Origin of the sequence: Acinetobacter sp. LMB-5, assembly GCF_001541635.1 — a bacterium.
GTDB lineage: Bacteria > Pseudomonadota > Gammaproteobacteria > Pseudomonadales > Moraxellaceae > Acinetobacter > Acinetobacter pittii.
Window position 1 is genome coordinate 186,525 of the sequence record NZ_LRDR01000009.1, and the last position, 15,039, is coordinate 201,563.

Consider the following 15,039-nt stretch of genomic DNA (forward strand, 5'->3'; position numbering starts at 1 on the left):
TTATTTTTTAACGTAATACTGAAATTTGAATTTGTCCCTGATTTGTTAACTCTTTTTCTTCAACATCTACTGCAGAGGATAAAGGTGTCATCATGATATACTTTGCTGAAGGTGGTACTTTTAAAATACCTTGAATCGATGCATGCTGTAATATTGTAGAAGGATAAGATCTGCTTTTGAATCCACTTACACCCTCTAAGATACAGCCTTTATCATCCAAAAAAATGACTAAAGGCCAGTAATATAAGGGTTTTTCATTACTAGCAGCAAATGATAGAAACTTTAAATTTTGAACAGAAGGATCTAGTTTGACGACCTCATATTCAAATTTTTCTTTTAATGGCTTCCGCGGCCACAAATTTACTTCTTTATTTATACTAAGGGTCTTAATTGATTTGGTATAACCTTTAACAAAACATTTATCTTGTTCAAAAGCCCTCTCTAATTCTTCTGAGGATAAGCGCATATATGTTGAAGCTAATACAACAGCGGTTTGATCATCTTGAGAGTGTCGATTAAAAAGCTGATCTAACGTTGACCGACTAACACCTTTTTTCCGTTCTATTGATTCAGTTCGCCCTAGGCCATCCGGCATAAGATAAAACCGTTTTTTACCCTCTATATTGAATTCTTGATCTTCAAGAAATTCACTATTTACATACTCCACACCATCAATAGTTGTAAACTTAGACTTATCTTTTAAAGAGTCTGACGAGGATGGAGCTTGAGAAGAACTTCTTATTGGTGGTGGAACTAAAGTGAGCTTTTTCTTCAATTCATCATTAGGAACTGATTGGGATTTTTCTGTTTCAAGAGATTTCGTTTTCTTCACAGGGATACTTAATTCGCTAACACTTATAGCACTTTCGCTAGTATCTTTGGGTGCAGTCGGTGCAGTCGGTGCAGTCGGTGCAGTCGGTGCAGTCGGTGCAGTCGGTGCAGTCGGTGCAGTCGGTGCAGTCGGTGCAGTATTTAATTTCTTTTGTTTTTGCTGTTCTATTTTTTTCGGTAAATCTCTGTACTCTTTCTCTTTAATAATTATTGGATCTGGGATAATCACAGCCTCATTAAGTGAATTTTGAGGATTTATTTCTATTTTAGAAGTAGACTCTTTTTTTTGCTCAATATTTTTACTAGGCACGATCATAGGACGACCATCTGGACCTATAATCGTATAAAAACCATCTGCATAAGATAAAGAAATACTTGCCATCACAATACTTAATATTGAGACAGCAAGTTTAGGGCGAAACATCCATTTATATTGTCTTACCATTTTGTTCTATAACTCAAACCAAGCACTGTAACTTTAGTATTTGTTTTAACATCTAAACCGGCATAAGGGTTTAATAAGATATTATCGACACCGCATTTATTAGATAAAGTACTTGTACAGGCTGGTATGTTGTCTCGACTGCGTAAGAAACCAACTGAAAGATCTAAATCCGTATCGGTATCGAAACGATATCCAACTCCCAGACCAAACAATTGTGCATTATTAATCGGGACCATTGTATTACGTTTGTCATCAGGGATAGCACTAGCACGTGGTTCATAACCAGCACGCAATTTCAACCGATCTGTAGCAGAATACTCTAGCCCAATCCCCCAACTCCAAGGTGAAGTAAACTTTAATGGCAATGCTAAAGACTGTGGAGTTACCTCATTAGATAGAATTCTCGCCACTTGAAGTAGTGAAATCTGGCGATCAAATTCAAATTTAAATTTATCCCATGCGGAATAGTCTGTCCAACCTACATCAAAATTCACTTGTAAATCTGGTAGTAATTTATATTTAATCCCTGCTTGAAAATGGGCAGGGTATTCCAAATCCATTGCTACTAAACCAGACTCTATATTGGGGATATATCCAGGTAACTGTAAGACTGCTGAGGCAACGCTACCAGTAGTTGATGAGTTAAGTCCAGCAATAAGCTGCTGTGGAGCTTTTGCATTATCTATTAGGTACTTACCTTTCAGTCGCATTTTAGCTGAACTTTGATAAACCATACCAAAACTAAAATCATCAGTTGGTTCCCAAAGCAACCCCAAGTTATAGCTAGGACTCAATGATTGCTCTAATGAAACCTGTAGCGCACCCATTTTGTTAAATGGATTCATTCCTTCTTGAGTATTACAAATACCTAGTAATATTAGATCTGTAAAAAATTCCTTATTATTTTTAAATGGTCTACAAACTACTTCATCAACCATCCTTAGTACACCAATCATTTCATTGGGGAAACGTAGATCAGTGTTTAGGGCTATCGCGTTGTAGGACATACCCACTGAAGCACCAATTGATAAATGGTCATTTACCTGATAACCAAAAGACGGAGATAAATATGTAATACGCTCTACAGCAACTTGTTGCCCCATATAATTACTTGGGTTACCATTTTCCGCACCAAAACCTGCAACTAATGGTGCATACATTGCTGTTGCATAAGTGACTTTCGAGCCTGGTGGTTTATAAGCTATACCAGCTGTAGGAGCAACTAATGGATAACCGGCACCTAAATCAACCATTTTTTTAAGAATGGGTACATATAAGCTGGCATATTCCACATCACCGCGTACAGGTCCTTTGAAATCGGTGCAGATACCAACGGAAACCTCCGGTCTATCATTACATACAATAGGGTCATCTGAATAACCGAAAACATTATATCCAGGTGGTGCAGAGTATTCTCTTTGAATATCAAAGTTCGCTAAAATTCCTTGTACGTCTGTCTGCAAGCCGTCAATTTTAGCTAAAGCTGCTGGGTTAAAGTGAACTGCACTAATGCCAGGAGGATCTGCAGTTACAGCATTCCCCATCGAGAGTGAGCGAATATCAACAGCTAGGTTTTGTCCTAATTGAGCATTGGCAAAGCTAGAAAAACCGGAGATCACAATTGCCGCCGTTAAAGGACATAATTTAGGGTATTTCACCTTAATATCTCCTTATTTTTGCTTTTTGCCAAAACCTAAAATATCTAACGGGAAAGATAGACCGAGCGAAATATCTGGTGCATCTTCTGTTAAACCAATACCCACCGTACCATTGACAATCGTTTCAGGTGATACACGTACACCTAGAGCAAATGAGAGCATCGCACTACTTTGATCTGGTGAAGTATAAGATTCATTTCCATTATCAAATTCGAATTCAGCATCCATATTGAAACTTTGCTGATAGGACATCGTTAAAGATACGTCGTAATTAAACGAGTACGCAAAACCGAAAGAGAAACCACCGCTAATGCCAGGGTCAAATGAGGTTAAAGTTCTTGTCCCATTTTTTCCTCCCCCTCGCTGTTGATCTAAACCAGATTCTTTAAAACCATAATTGGCAGATGCGGAAGCGAATAAAACGACGGGATCGATATACTTACGAGTACTTGCTCCTACTCCTACAGAGTAATAACCTTTACCGGTAGAGAGCTCATCTAAGCCTATCTCATACGGACTGTCACCCGTTTTAGTGGATAGGTTACCAAAAAGAACTAATGGTAAACGTCCTTGCTTTAAAGGAAATGGCTCCCAGCGAGCACCCAAAGAAATATCACCCAAACCAGCGGTAGTTTTATCTTTAATAATTTCAGACTTTGCCACAAAAGGTAAAGTTGCTGAAAGAGTTAAATTATCAAGAACACCATATTGAAAAGTAAAACTATTTGTTAAAGTATGGTTTGCATCCTCTTCTACACGTAAACGATTGAGTTGAGAAGAATTATCCGATAAAGCTAAATCAATTCGAGTATCACGATAATATGTATAATCGAGGTCATAATAAGAAGATATAACCCCTTTTTTAATTAATGAGTATTGACGCTCATTTGAAGTAAATACTTCTTGTAAATTTGTTTCTTGACTCGCATCACCTTCTTTTTTCTGTAAAGCAGTAGCTGCTTGGTTTGCTTCTGGAGTAGCTGATGTAGGTGCAGATTCAGTGATTCCCCCCTCTGTGGTCGGAGCTGTTTTCTGTTCTTGCACTGAATTTGTTGTTGGCATTACTTCTGGCGTTGTACTCACCTCAGGAACAGCTACACTATTTTGTGTACTTGCTTCTGCAACTTGATCATCTGCATAAAGTGTATCTGTAATGGCAATTAAACTTAATGCCAACACACTCATCTTCATCCATCGATTATTCATATTTCTTCCCACCCAATCTATTTATTTTACTAAATTAAAATTTGACTATTTACGCTTGTAATAAAGACGCATATAAGTTTCTATCGGCTGATTATATGTTGGAGAATGGTTATCATTATCCAAGACGCGACGCATCGTTGAAGCTTTGTTTGCTAAACGGTCATAATTAAATGTTGGATACTGCACATCAACAAAAGCATACCGATTGACTGTGGCATCTTCTACATGACGCATATCAGCTTCTTTTAATGCTAATAGATCTTTACGCTGAGATTCAGGAACAGAAATAACAAATAAAGTATTATTATCCCAAATTTCTTTAAAACGATTTTCATCAAAGCTGATATTTCCTAAAGCAGGATCAGCTACATATACTCGTCCATCTTTATAAGCTTTATATACGACGAAATGTTTAAAACCAGCATATGAAATAGGAACGATTGCAGGTTGACCAAGTTTAACTAAATCAGAAAACTCTCCCCGATAACCGCCACTCTCTAAACCAATTGCAGTAACGAAACGCTTCATATCAAGTAATGAGAAACTTCGACGCTCAATAATACGTTGATATTCGCCGTACTGTAGTAGACCACTCATGGTCTGCTGTTCAGTCAAACTCGTCCCCACATAACCATTTAAAAGTGTAGTAAGAGCAGCTGAACCACAACTATAGTCATAAGCTTGACGAACAATACCCCTGAACTGATCTTCTACAGCTGGTTTAATCGTGACTGGTTCAATATGACTACGGCGAAAAGATAAATTACGTGAATCGGCGGTTTCTGTATAATAAACAGTTCCCGGTGGCTTTTTTTCTATTTCGAAGGCTTCTGTCGCAAAGTAATATATCAATGCCGAGCCTAAAGCAATCTCTAACATAAGCACTTGGTCTAACTGGTGGCCTAACTGGCCTTATTCATTTTATTCTTAGAGCAATAGCTCTACATCCCTGTGTGTTGAAGATACCTTTTTTTTCTGTAAAAAACAGCTTTTTTTTAATCTTTTTGATGAATGTATAGTTTTACTCTATTTAAATTGTTAATTAATTCTCACTTCGATTAATTTCTTATCTAGATATATAATATTCATATAATAATTTTAAATTAAACAACTATATTAAAACCTCTTTTTTCATTTAATAAAAAAAGCGCGTATTAAACGCGCTTTTGTTTTTTGACTTTTAAAATTAGTGTCCAGAAATTGTAATTGTAGAGTTAGCAACATTTAAGCCTTGAACTTCGACATCGCCAATTGAAGCAGCTGTACCCAAATGTACACCTTGTAAATATACATTCATTGCTTGAGTACTGTTGTTTTTAATTTCTAGTCCTGTTGTTTTTACAGAAATACCAGCATTTACATCTAGATCACCTGTAGCATTAGCGCCACGTACCATGATTTTGTCAAGTTTGATGGTACCACCGCCAGCAGCATCTTTAATACCAAGATTAGAGATATTTAAGCCACCCTGCAAACTTGAATTCACTTTAATCATTGCACCTTGAGGAGCGGCACCTAACTGGATATTTGCAGTAATTTTACCTAAAGACAAATCTAAACCAGTAATGATTTCTGTTGGCGCTGTTTCAGTGATACCACGAGTTGCTGTAGTTTCATTTACAGTACCAGAAGTACCCACACCAATTGAGCCAACATGCACATCAACAGCACCAACCGTTGCCGCAACGTTTAAGAAAGCACCGTTAGTACCAGAAGCACCATTCGTGTCAATTGCTAAATTTAAAAGTGGATCAGTACCTGTTTGTTTAAGAGTGATACCATTAATTGCGATCGCACCCGCAGTACCTGATGCACCTACAATTCCTGTTGCAGTACCCAAACCATCATTATCATGTAAATATAGTTTACTGATATTAATACCGTCAGTACCTAAAGCAATACCGATATTAATACCATCTTGACCTGTAGCAGCACTAAGCGCAGCATCGTCCATTGACTGCATTGCCATTGCATTTGCGCTGATAGCTAAAGAAGAAACTAAAGCAAGTTTAGTGAACATTTTCATTGAGCACTCTCCCAAGAGCATTTATTTTTTGACTTAACCACTCTCATTGTCTCAAATTGCATTTTTCTTTATATGGCAACCGAAACTTCCAATCCTTGAGCGGTTTTGCTTAGCAATTACTAAATTACATCTACGTTAATTTTTGTTCAACTAGTGTTGTGCATTTTTTGCCAACTACCCGACAAACGGTACACTCAAGTTTTTCTACATAAACCTTGCTAAAAACAATAAATTCTTAGTTAAAATTTCGTTCATTTTATCAGCAAAAAGTTTAGTACTTAAAAGACTTTCTCCTGATGAAGTGCAACTTATAGTAAACTAACTACTCTCTCATTAAACACTCTTTTATTTAAAAATGTCTCAGTTAAAGAAAAAAATCTCTTTATATAGTAAAAATGCTGCCGATATTTTAAAAAAATTAGATGGTTTAACTGGACTTATTTATTTAAATGACAACAACAACCCAACTATTGGATTTCTTCCACAAGATTATATTATTATTCAAAATGAAAATTATTTAGAGTTTGAGCGCCAAAATTTCAACGAATATAAAAATAGATCAAAATCAAATCAACTTTTAAATTTCATTCAATTTAAAGAAAACAATTTAAGTAAAGATATTAAATCAACAACAAGTTTTATAGGTGGTTATATTGGTTTTATCAGCTATGATTTCAGTGCGCATCAATTTATTAACGGGCAAAATCATATGCAACCTTCTTTATTCCTAGGTCAATATCGATCTTTTTTAAAATATATAGATAATGATTGGTATTTTTTTAGTGATGAAGAAAATGCAATTGATCTATTCTCATATATTGAAAATAAAATAGAGAATTTTGGTTCCAATAACTCTAAAAATACATTTGAATTAAAAACCACTATTCAACCAAGATGGTCTAAAAAACAATATTTCGATGCTTTCTATAAAATACAAGAATACATTAAAGCTGGTGACTGCTATCAAATTAACTTAACCCAAGAGTTTAAAGCTAAATTTTCAGGATCCTTATTAAATAAAGCTAAAGACCTATGGCAACTTACAAATGCTCCATATGCAGGTTATTTAAAATTAGATGATTTTGAATTATTAAGTTGCTCTCCCGAACTTTTCATCGAATTCAATCAAAATAAACAAATTAAAACTAGACCTATTAAAGGCACAATGCCTCGCTATGAGAATGCAGAAAAAGATTTTATTTCTAAACAAACCTTAAAAAACTCTCAAAAAGACCAAGCAGAAAATGTGATGATTGTCGATTTATTACGTAATGATTTGAGCATTTATGCCAATACAGGATCTGTAAAAACAACAAAATTATTCGAGATTGAAAGTTTTAATCAAGTACATCACATGGTAAGCGAGATCGCTGCGACCCTTAAAGATGATATTAATCCTATGCAAATGCTGCTCTCTGCCTTACCCGGAGGCTCAATCACAGGAGCTCCCAAAATTCGGGCAATGCAGATCATTGAAGAGTTAGAGGAATCAGCAAGAGGTGCATATTGCGGGACATTGGGTTACTTCAATTTTGATGGAACTGGCCGCTGGAATATTCTCATCCGTAGTTTTCAACAATATCAGAATCAGCTCTCTTTATGGGCAGGTGGTGGTATTACGATTGCATCAAATGCAGAAGCAGAATATCAAGAAAGTCTTGATAAAGTCTCTGCTATGCTGAACTTGATGAACAGCACAGCAGAGTAAAATTTAGAGAATATCTTCTTTTAATGTCTGTACTAAACGCTCATTTTGCTCATCAGTTCCTACAGTAATTCGCAAGAATTGATTAATACGAGGCTTATTGAAATAGCGCACAATAATGCCCTGCTCACGTAATTGCTGTGCAAGCTGACCTGCATCATGCGATGGATGCGAAGCAAAAATAAAGTTTGCTTTAGAAGGTAAAACTTTAAAGCCCAAAGCAGTTAATTCATCTACTAGCTTTTCACGACTAGAAATAACTTTTTGACATCGTTCTTCAAAATAAGTTTGATCTTCAAAAGAGGCTACCGCTGCTGCAATTGCAAAACGATCAATAGGATATGAGTTAAAACTATTTTTGACAGCTTCAAGTGCAGCAATTAAATGAGATTGAGCAATCGCGAAGCCAACGCGTAAACCCGCAAGAGAGCGAGATTTTGAAGTTGTTTGGCACACAACCAGATTCTCATAGCGATTTACTAAACTCACAGCTGATTCTGCACCAAAATCAACATAAGCCTCATCAATGACAACCACTCGATCTGGATTAGCTTTTAAAATTTGTTCGATTTCTGCTAAGCCTAGTGCAATACTTGTTGGAGCATTAGGGTTTGTAATAATAACCCCACCATTTGGTTGCACATAATCTTTAACTTCTATCTCAAAATTATCATTGAGTGGGATTTCTTTAGTCTTTGTACCAAAAAACTGACTATAAACTGGATAAAAGCTATAAGTGATATCTGGATAAAGAATTGGTTCATCTTGAAGAAAAAATGCTTTAAAAATATGAGCAAGCACTTCATCTGAGCCATTACCAACAAAAACTTGTGAAACGTCAATATTCTGTTGCTTAGCAATCGCATGTTTTAATGCCGTAGCGTCTGGGTCTGGATATAAACGCAATGCATCAGCCTGATGAGTTAAAACAGCTTGAACTGCTTCAACTACTTTTGGTGATGGCGGATATGGATTTTCATTTGTATTGAGCTTCAATAAATTCTGAATTTTAGGCTGTTCACCAGGAACGTACGGCTCTAACTCACGAACTTCTGGACTCCAAAAGCGCATTTGTGCTGTAGATAAAGTCATGGTCTTATCTCAAAAAAGGGCTGAAAACCAGCCCTGAGTAATAATTAAAAAACTACAAGGTTTATAAGCTTATTGATAACGATAGCGAGCTGAGCGTGCATGGGCATCTAAGTTCTCTTGGACAGCCAATATATCTGCTGTCTTAGCTAACGATTTGACTCCATCTTTCGAACACATGATTAAGCTCGAACGTTTTTGGAAATCATAAACACCTAATGGAGAAGAAAAACGAGCAGTTCCGGAAGTCGGCAATACATGGTTTGGACCTGCACAATAGTCACCAATTGCTTCAGGTGTATAGCGCCCCATGAAAATTGCTCCAGCATGGCGAATATCTTCACTCATAGCCTCGGCATCATCTAAGCAAAGTTCCAAATGTTCTGGTGCAACTTGATTAATCAAATCAATTGCTTCTGCACGGTCTTTAACTAATACCAAAGCACCACGGTTTTCAATCGAAGTTCTCGCAATGTCTGCCTTTGGCAATTCATTTAAATGCTTTTCAATTGCCAACTCTACCGCATTAAGCAAAGCTTCATCAGGAGTAATGAAAATAGCTTGAGCAACTGTGTCATGTTCAGCCTGAGATAAAACATCCATAGCTAACCAATCTGCATTATTTTCACCTTCTGCATATACTAAAATTTCAGAAGGTCCAGCAATCATATCAATACCAACCTGACCAAATACAGCGCGTTTGGCAGCCGCCACAAAACGATTTCCAGGGCCAGTAATTTTATCTACAGGTGGAATAGTCTGAGTACCATAAGCAAGAGCTGCTACAGCTTGAGCTCCCCCAATAGTGAATACTCGACTCACTCCTGCAAGGTAAGCCGCAGCTAGAACCAATGGATTTAGTTCACCGTTTGGTGCAGGAACAACCATAATAATTTCAGGTACACCAGCAACATGGGCTGGCACTGCATTCATTAAAACTGAAGACGGATAAGAGGCTAAACCACCTGGTACATAAATACCCACACGGTCTAGAGGTGTGACTTTTTGTCCTAATGTATTACCCAAATCATCTATATAAGTCCAGCTCTCTTGTTTCTGAGCTTCATGAAATGTACGAATACGCTTTGCTGCCAACTCTAGAGCATCACGAATTTCTGGGCTTAAATTATCAAAAGCAGTTTTAAGTTGTTCTTGAGATACTTCTAAATCTGCAAATTGATGCGCTGGATGTCGATCGAACTGTTGAGTAAGCTTTAAAACATGATCATCACCATGCTGACGAACATCAGCAATAATTTGATCTACTGTTTGCACTAAATTAAGATCATTTACAGTTTCAAATGCTAAAAGCTCAGCAAAAACCTGTTTGAAGTTCTGATCTTGAGTCGATAAACGTCGCATCAATTTACCCACAAGGCGAAAAAGAAAAAACAAGTTTACTCTTTTTCTAGGCGCTTGTGGGCATCATCTGAAGCAACTATCACAAAAGCATGATGGGAAATTGCTTTTAACGTGATTGAACAGCTTGCTCGAGCTGTGAAATGATTGGGTTTAATAAAGTTTGCTTACGTTTAAAACTAGCTTTATTTACAATTAAACGTGAAGAGACTTTGCAAATCTCCTCTAATGGCTCAAGACCATTCGCTCTTAGCGTATTACCAGTATCGACCACATCAACAATGTAATCACCCAACCCGACCAAAGGCGCTAACTCCATAGAACCATAGAGTTTAATTACATCAACTTGCTCACCTAAGCTTGCATAATACTGACGAGTAAGATTGACGTATTTCGTGGCAATTTTTAAACGGCCTTTTGGACGTTCCATTCCCACTTTACCAGCAGTCATTAATTTACACTTAGCGATTTTCAGGTCAAGTAGCTCATATACATGCTGAGCACCGTGTTCCATCAACACATCTTTGCCTGCTACGCCTAAATCTGCTGCGCCATTTTCTACATAGGTAGGCACATCAGATGCACGTAAAATCAAAATACGTACTTGCTTATGCGTAGTAGGAAAAATCAGTTTGCGGGACTTTTCCGGATCTTCGAGCAAATTAATACCCGCTGTAGCTAGTAAAGGTAACGTCTCTTTTAAGATACGCCCTTTACTGAGTGCCAAGGTCAAACCATGATCAAAATTGCCCATCACATCAAAATTAGGATCATCGTTTCTTACATCATTCATTAACTTACTCGCTTAATTTTGGCACCTAAACCTTGAAGTTTCTCTTCGACATGCTCATAACCACGGTCAATATGGTAGATACGGTCAATTAAGGTATCTCCTTCTGCCACTAAAGCTGCCAAAACTAGAGAGAACGAAGCACGCAAATCTGTTGCCATTACAGGTGCAGCCTGTAAAGTTTCTACTCCAGTTACGACAGCATCGTGACCTTCAACCTGAATATTAGCACCCATGCGTGACAATTCAGGAACATGCATAAAACGATTTTCAAAAATCGTTTCAGAGATAGTTGCAAATCCACGACCAATAGCATTTACAGCCATAAGCTGAGCCTGCATATCTGTTGGAAACTCTGGATGTGGCAAAGTTCTAAAACTTACAGCTTTAGGGCGTTTACCTAACATATCAAGTTCGATCCAGTCATCACCACGAGTGACTTCGGCACCCATTTCTTCAAACTTATCCAAAACAGATTCAAGTAATGCAGGGTCGGTATGTGTAGTTTTGACACGACCGCCCGTAATTGCCGCAGCTGCCAAATAAGATCCCGTTTCGATACGATCAGCTACCACAGCATATTCACAGCCATGCAAACTTTCTACTCCAGTTACAACAAGAGTATCAGTATCAAGTCCTTCAATCTTGGCGCCCATTTTGATGAGCATTTGAGCAAGGTCAGTGATCTCAGGCTCACGAGCTGCATTACGAATAGTCGTAACACCATCAGCTAGTGCAGCAGCCATCAAGATGTTTTCAGTACCGCCAACGGTAACCATATCAAAAACAACTTCGCCACCTTTTAAACGACCTTCAACTGAAGCATGGACATAACCATTTTCAACTTCAATATGTGCACCTAAAGCTTCTAAAGCTTTTAAATGTTGATCAACTGGACGTGATCCAATTGCACAACCACCTGGTAAAGAAACTTTCGCATTACCGTAACGCGCTAATAATGGTCCTAAAACCAAAATTGAGGCACGCATTGTTTTTACTAGCTCATAAGGAGCAAACTGATTATCTAAAGTAGAGGTATCAGCTTTTACTGTGTCATTTTCATAGCCGATTGTAACTCCTAACCCACCAATCAACTTGACCAAAGTATTTACATCTTTAAGATTTGGAACATTCGTGATCGTAATTGGAGAGTCTGCAAGAATAGTTGCAGCAAGTAATGGTAAAGCTGCATTTTTAGCACCAGAAATGCGCACTTCCCCGTCGAGCTTAACACCACCCGTAATTAAAAATTTATCCATTAATATTTAAGCTCCGAAAAGGCTTGCTTTACGCCATTCATCTTTGGTCATTGCACGAATTGTTACCGCGTGAACTTCGCCACTTGCAATATAAGTATTTAATGGTGCATAAACTAATTGTTGGCGAGCAACAGTACGCTTACCGTCAAATTGATCATCCACAATACGGAGGTCAAATTTTCCGGCCTGTCCGCTCACCGCTACTTCCGCTTCAGGGAAAGCTTCTTTTAAAATTTGAGTGAGCTGTTCACTATTCATTGCAAAGACCTCTGACGCAACCTAAGGTGTAAAACGAAGTATTTTACTATAACTTTTTCAAAGAATTCAGTACGTGTTTATATTTTATCAATAAAAAAGAGGCTATGTTTCAAGCCTCTTCCAATTATATAAAACTTATTAAATAGAAACAGCAACTTGCGAATAAGTGCACTGCATTTTCCGATATTTTAATAATTGTTTTTTTAATTTTTCAGTTAGTTTTTTAATTGAAGTATACATATCATCAGCAGTTGCCTGAGCAAACAACTCAATTCCCGGCAATCTTACTATAGCCTCTGCAACATGGTTTGAACTACCTTTATGAGAGCGCTTATCAATTTGATGATCTTTTGTTAATTTAATCTGCATACTATTCACCTGATCTAAGTGTTTTGTTAACTGATTAAATTTTGATTTAATATTTTCTTCTATAGCTGGTGTAATTGCTAAATGATGTCCACGAATCGTTATTTGCATAATTCTATCCCTCACCTTTTTTAGGTTATCTAAAGAAGAACTAAAACGATTTAATGCTATCAAAAAGAAAACTTAGAACAATTAAACCATTTTAGTTACTCTCTTGGTGAAAATGAAATTTCATTATTTCGTCATAATGAATCTCTAGAATAGCCATACTTCAAAATTCAGATCAAGACTTTTCTTTCAGACGATGAAGGAATATGTAACGATTCTCGATATTTTGCGACCGTTCTTCGAGCCACTTCAATTCCCTCATCTTTTAACAATGTAGCAATTACATTATCTGACAAAGGCTTACGTGGATTTTCATTGGCGACTAGTTTCTTAATCATTGCCCGAATTGCGGTGGAAGAGGCTTCCCCCCCTGCTGTTGTTCCTACATGGCTAGAGAAAAAATATTTCAACTCAAATAGACCACGAGGCGTAAGCATATATTTATTTGTAGTTACACGAGAAACTGTAGATTCATGCAATTCGACTTCTTCTGCCACATCTCGAAGAACTAGCGGCTTCATCGCTTCAGGGCCTATTTCCAAAAAAGCTTTTTGATGCTCTACGATACAAGAAGCCACTTTTAATAACGTTTTATGCCTTTCATCAATACTTTTGATAAAGTTTTTCGCCTCAAGCATTTGGTTACGTAAATATAAATTATCCTCACTCTGATCTGCTCTACGAATCATACTAGAGTAAAAAGAATTAATTCTTAATTTAGGAAGTACATCTGGGTTTAGCTGAACCTGCCAATGTAAATCTTTTTTTGAAACCACTACATCGGGAATTTGATAATCAGATTCTTGCTTATCAAAATCCATACCAGGATAAGGTTTTAACGTTTTTAAAAGATTGATTGCAAATTTTAATTGGTCTTTCGTTAGACCAGTTTGTTTGAGCAATTTATTAAGATCATTGGCTATCAAAAGCTCATAATACTGTAATAGACTTTTTGCCTCGTTTAGATATTCAACATCTTTGGGTAGAAATTCGAGCTGTATCTTTAAACATTCCGCTAAATTACGCGAACCAATACCTAAAGGATCAAGTCGTTGAATGTGTTTTAAAACAACTAAAACCTCATCTTCTTCGATCTCTTCCTCAATATCCATTTCATTCAATAATTGTTGTGCCGCTAAAATTATTTCTTCAATTTCAGCATCTAAAAATCCCTTATCATCTAATGCATCAACAATACAATAAGCAATTAATTGATCTATTTTAGAAAAATGTAAAAGGTTAACTTGTTCTAGAATATGTTCCTTTAGCGATAATTGAACTTGGCGATTATCCTCTCGCTCTTCAAATTCTGGAGTAGCCAAAGCTGTTGATTGATGGGTATAAACATCATCCCACTCAGTATCAACGGGTAAATCATCAGGCAAATGATCTGCATTTAGCTCAGTCGTTAAGTCATCCGATTCTTTATTTTCTAATGCAGCTAGACTCTCTGTTAGTGATTCTTCTTCTATTTTTTCAAGTAAAGGATTACTATCTAGTTGAATCTGAATTTCCTGTTCAAGCTCTAAACTAGAGAGTTGTAACAAACGAATCGCCTGCTGCAATTGAGGTGTTAACGATAGAGAATTCGCTACTTTCAATCCAACAGATAATTTCATATATTTCATTTTCCATAAAACAAGCAAAAATCATGCCTATTCAATATTTATAACATATAGTCTCTATTTGTCATACATATCCAACTGAAATTTGTAGAAGAAAAAAGAGATTTTTCCAATTATAAAAATAATCTTATTGAATTAATTCTATCAAACATGGTTCTCATATGAAGTAAGACACGAAATCTTGTTATAAAAAGTTAATTAGGGGGAGCTAGCCCTCTTTTAATTTTGTTTAATTGATTACTCTTCGATTGTATATTTACTCCCTACAAATATATTTATTCCCCCCAATAAAGAAACACCCCCATTCGTTAGAA

The 15,039-nt window shown here is 36.7% G+C and carries 13 protein-coding genes; 1 reads left to right on the forward strand and 12 read right to left on the reverse strand.

What is annotated here, in order from left to right; all coding sequences use genetic code 11:
- Positions 1-7 precede the first annotated feature (7 nt).
- The 5 genes from filE to AW165_RS14330 all read right to left on the reverse strand — a co-directional run bounded on the left by filE (position 8) and on the right by AW165_RS14330 (position 6,166).
- Positions 8-1,276, reverse strand: a complete 1,269-nt coding sequence (gene filE, locus AW165_RS14310; RefSeq protein ID WP_060466197.1) for a putative pilus assembly protein FilE — start codon at positions 1,274-1,276, stop codon at positions 8-10.
- Positions 1,270-2,934: an OmpP1/FadL family transporter gene (locus AW165_RS14315; RefSeq protein ID WP_060466198.1), complete on the reverse strand. Its 1,665-nt coding sequence runs from the start codon at positions 2,932-2,934 to the stop codon at positions 1,270-1,272. The genes filE and AW165_RS14315 overlap by 7 nt, the downstream gene beginning before the upstream one ends.
- A gap of 12 nt (positions 2,935-2,946) precedes the next feature.
- Positions 2,947-4,140 carry a hypothetical protein gene (locus AW165_RS14320; RefSeq protein WP_060466199.1) on the reverse strand — a complete coding sequence of 398 codons (1,194 nt, stop codon included), beginning with the start codon at positions 4,138-4,140 and terminating at the stop codon, positions 2,947-2,949.
- 45 nt (positions 4,141-4,185) lie between these two features.
- The gene (locus AW165_RS14325) at positions 4,186-5,019 is read right to left on the reverse strand and encodes a C39 family peptidase (RefSeq protein ID WP_060466200.1); all 834 of its coding nucleotides are present in this window, start codon (positions 5,017-5,019) and stop codon (positions 4,186-4,188) included.
- 307 nt (positions 5,020-5,326) lie between these two features.
- Positions 5,327-6,166: a DUF6160 family protein gene (locus tag AW165_RS14330; RefSeq protein WP_060466201.1), complete on the reverse strand. Its 840-nt coding sequence runs from the start codon at positions 6,164-6,166 to the stop codon at positions 5,327-5,329.
- A 355-nt stretch (positions 6,167-6,521) separates the two neighbouring features.
- Here AW165_RS14330 and AW165_RS14335 point away from each other — a divergent pair, with 355 nt between their 5' ends.
- Complete coding sequence (locus AW165_RS14335) at positions 6,522-7,874, forward strand: anthranilate synthase component I family protein (RefSeq protein ID WP_060466202.1); 1,353 nt, start codon at positions 6,522-6,524, stop codon at positions 7,872-7,874.
- Positions 7,875-7,877: 3 nt separating this feature from the next.
- Here the strand turns inward: AW165_RS14335 and hisC are convergent, their stop codons facing one another.
- The 7 genes from hisC to AW165_RS14370 all read right to left on the reverse strand — a co-directional run bounded on the left by hisC (position 7,878) and on the right by AW165_RS14370 (position 14,719).
- Complete coding sequence (gene hisC / locus AW165_RS14340) at positions 7,878-8,963, reverse strand: histidinol-phosphate transaminase (protein ID WP_060466203.1); 1,086 nt, start codon at positions 8,961-8,963, stop codon at positions 7,878-7,880.
- Between the two features lie 69 nt (positions 8,964-9,032).
- Positions 9,033-10,322 carry a histidinol dehydrogenase gene (hisD, locus tag AW165_RS14345; protein ID WP_060466204.1) on the reverse strand — a complete coding sequence of 430 codons (1,290 nt, stop codon included), beginning with the start codon at positions 10,320-10,322 and terminating at the stop codon, positions 9,033-9,035.
- A 106-nt stretch (positions 10,323-10,428) separates the two neighbouring features.
- Positions 10,429-11,112 (reverse strand): ATP phosphoribosyltransferase, encoded by a 684-nt coding sequence (hisG, locus tag AW165_RS14350; protein ID WP_005071248.1) that lies wholly within the window; start codon positions 11,110-11,112, stop codon positions 10,429-10,431.
- The gene (gene murA / locus AW165_RS14355; protein WP_002115380.1) at positions 11,112-12,368 is read right to left on the reverse strand and encodes a UDP-N-acetylglucosamine 1-carboxyvinyltransferase; all 1,257 of its coding nucleotides are present in this window, start codon (positions 12,366-12,368) and stop codon (positions 11,112-11,114) included. Before murA ends, hisG begins: the two co-directional genes overlap by 1 nt.
- A 6-nt stretch (positions 12,369-12,374) precedes the next feature.
- A complete protein-coding gene (ibaG, locus tag AW165_RS14360; protein ID WP_002115399.1) occupies positions 12,375-12,626 on the reverse strand; it encodes a BolA family iron metabolism protein IbaG in 252 nt (83 codons plus the stop codon).
- Positions 12,627-12,764: 138 nt separating this feature from the next.
- Positions 12,765-13,103 (reverse strand): ribosome hibernation-promoting factor, HPF/YfiA family, encoded by a 339-nt coding sequence (hpf, locus tag AW165_RS14365; RefSeq protein ID WP_005071251.1) that lies wholly within the window; start codon positions 13,101-13,103, stop codon positions 12,765-12,767.
- A gap of 167 nt (positions 13,104-13,270) precedes the next feature.
- A complete protein-coding gene (locus AW165_RS14370) occupies positions 13,271-14,719 on the reverse strand; it encodes an RNA polymerase factor sigma-54 (protein WP_060466205.1) in 1,449 nt (482 codons plus the stop codon).
- Positions 14,720-15,039 lie beyond the last annotated feature (320 nt).